The organism is Marinobacter goseongensis, assembly GCF_023156235.1.
Taxonomy (GTDB): domain Bacteria; phylum Pseudomonadota; class Gammaproteobacteria; order Pseudomonadales; family Oleiphilaceae; genus Marinobacter; species Marinobacter goseongensis.
Genome location: NZ_JAKZAI010000069.1, coordinates 1 through 1,976, shown reverse-complemented (window position 1 = coordinate 1,976; position 1,976 = coordinate 1). Strand labels below are relative to the sequence as shown.

Annotated in this window: 3 protein-coding genes; 2 read left to right on the top strand and 1 reads right to left on the bottom strand. The window is 51.4% G+C overall.

Translation table 11 applies throughout. The annotated features are described in order from the left end of the window. Window positions 1-337: 337 nt before the first annotated feature. Window positions 338-511 carry a TonB-dependent receptor gene (locus MLC70_RS18350; RefSeq protein ID WP_197061332.1) on the top strand — a complete coding sequence of 58 codons (174 nt, stop codon included), beginning with the start codon at window positions 338-340 and terminating at the stop codon, window positions 509-511. A gap of 98 nt (window positions 512-609) precedes the next feature. Continuing rightward, window positions 610-1,788 carry a hypothetical protein gene (locus MLC70_RS18345; protein ID WP_248185970.1) on the top strand — a complete coding sequence of 393 codons (1,179 nt, stop codon included), beginning with the start codon at window positions 610-612 and terminating at the stop codon, window positions 1,786-1,788. Here MLC70_RS18345 and MLC70_RS18340 read toward each other — a convergent pair. Next, window positions 1,785-1,976, bottom strand: a 192-nt coding sequence (locus MLC70_RS18340) for a hypothetical protein (RefSeq protein WP_248185968.1), incomplete at its 5' end; no start/stop codon positions are given. The two genes, MLC70_RS18345 and MLC70_RS18340, sit on opposite strands and share 4 nt — an antisense overlap.

Sequence of the window (1,976 nt, the reverse complement as noted above, 5' to 3'; positions counted from 1 at the left end):
TACGCCAACAAGAATGTTCGACTGGGTATGAGCTACATGGATGGCGAAGAAGCCAATGGCGACAGCGGAGATGAAGTTCGCGCAAGGTTCCAGTACGCATTCTAATCCTTGATCGAGCGCATGTTTAACTTGACGCCAGTAAGTGAGAATCGTTGTAAAAAATAATCTGAAAATTCAGGCTGGATTCAGACTACCCTGCTAGACTTGTTTGCGAGTAAATGAGTTACTCAGGTTTTTAGGGCAGATTTTTCTGCCCTTTTTTTATGGTTTTCTCACCAAGGTGCGCACCAGCCTGGCACCACGGAACTGCTGCCCTAACACGGAGCTGCTGCCCGGAGTGGGTGCCATTGACACCGACCTAGACCCGGAAATCAACGTGAACTACGAACTGGGTGCCCGTTTGCGCTATGGCGCGCTCAACGTCGAAGCCATCGGTTTCTACAGCCACTACAGCGATACTGGCTGCTCAGGTAACCGCAGATATCTGTATCACAACGAAAAAAACTCATAGACCTTCGTCTAAATAAAATGCAAATTCATTTGAATTGTTACCGATTGCTAACTAACCTCATCGTCGGGTCCAATAATAATAGAACTCGGAGACAACAAATGAAAAGATCAACACTGAGAACTTCCATCCAGGCAGCAACCTCCCTGCTGGTTTTGGGCATGGCGAGTCCAGCTAGTGCCATGAAGCTTATGGGCGATGCCGACCATATGAGCGATCTGAAGGGCTACGAAATAGAATTGTACGGTTACGCCCGTCTTAACGCCAGCTACGACATTGACGAGGACATTGCGGAACCAACTCGGGCGGGCGACTTCAGCAAGATTAATACTGGAGCAGACGAAATCAACGAGGCCACTGGCTATTTCGGCGCTGACGCGACGCAAAGCAGGCTCGGCGTGAAAGCGACGCTTCCCCAGGGAGTCAAGATAGTCGTTGAGGGCGGCTTTCGATACGGCAACCTCCGGCTTCGTCACGCGTATGGCGAGTACGAGGGTGTGATGGCGGGCCAAAACTGGTCAAACTATAACAGCTTTGTCGGCTTCATCCCGACACTCGAGTTTGACGGCATGCCAGGCAACGCAGGTAGCCAGTTCCGGACAGCTCAGTTGCGTTATACCAGCGGTCCATTGTCCGTCTCCCTCGAACAGCCCTTTAATTTCGCAAGCCTCATCGCTACCGATCCAGACATTGAGCAGAAAACGAGTCTGCCAATTGTAACCGCACGCCTGGAGGATAGCGCTGGTGCCGTTTCTTACTCAACTGCCGCATTTTTGCGCCAAATTGATTACGATACTGGCACACAGGACGATAGTGAAATCGCTTACGGCGCTTTTGGCGCGCTCACCTTCGCAGCCACGGACACAGTGACACTGTATGGCGTTTTCAACTACGTAAACGGTGGCGACATCTACCTGTACCGGTCCGGTGAAAATTATGCCGTAGAGTACGGCTATGTCGATAGCTCAGGCAGCATTGAGTTGATCAGCGGGTACAGTGCCTCAGCTGGCGCGTCCTTTGACCTTGGCGGTGGCCGCTCAATAAACACGGGCGTCGGCATGGTGGAGGTAGATTGGGATGACGCGCTGCGCGATCTTCCCGGTTCAGCCGAAATTGGTAACAAACAGGAAACCAACACCATGGCGATGATTAACTACCAGTGGTCTCCTGTGAAAGCAGTGACCATGGGTATTGAATACAGCTACTTCGCGGTTGACGAGGTTGATGGTGACGATGGGGATGCGAGCCGGTTGCTGTTTGCCGCTCAGTACAACTTTTAAACTGTCGTAACGACAGCCGAAAGACTAGTCTTCGGCGCTTTGACTCTGAACATTTTAGGGTTGGGGCGCCGAAGGTTTTCACGGTAAAGATTTTTTCGGTATTGACTATTTCCTGAATCAGTGACTTTGCAGGCCAGTATACTCCGCAAAGCGCCATCGGCGCTAACGGGAGCCATCACTTGGTCAAA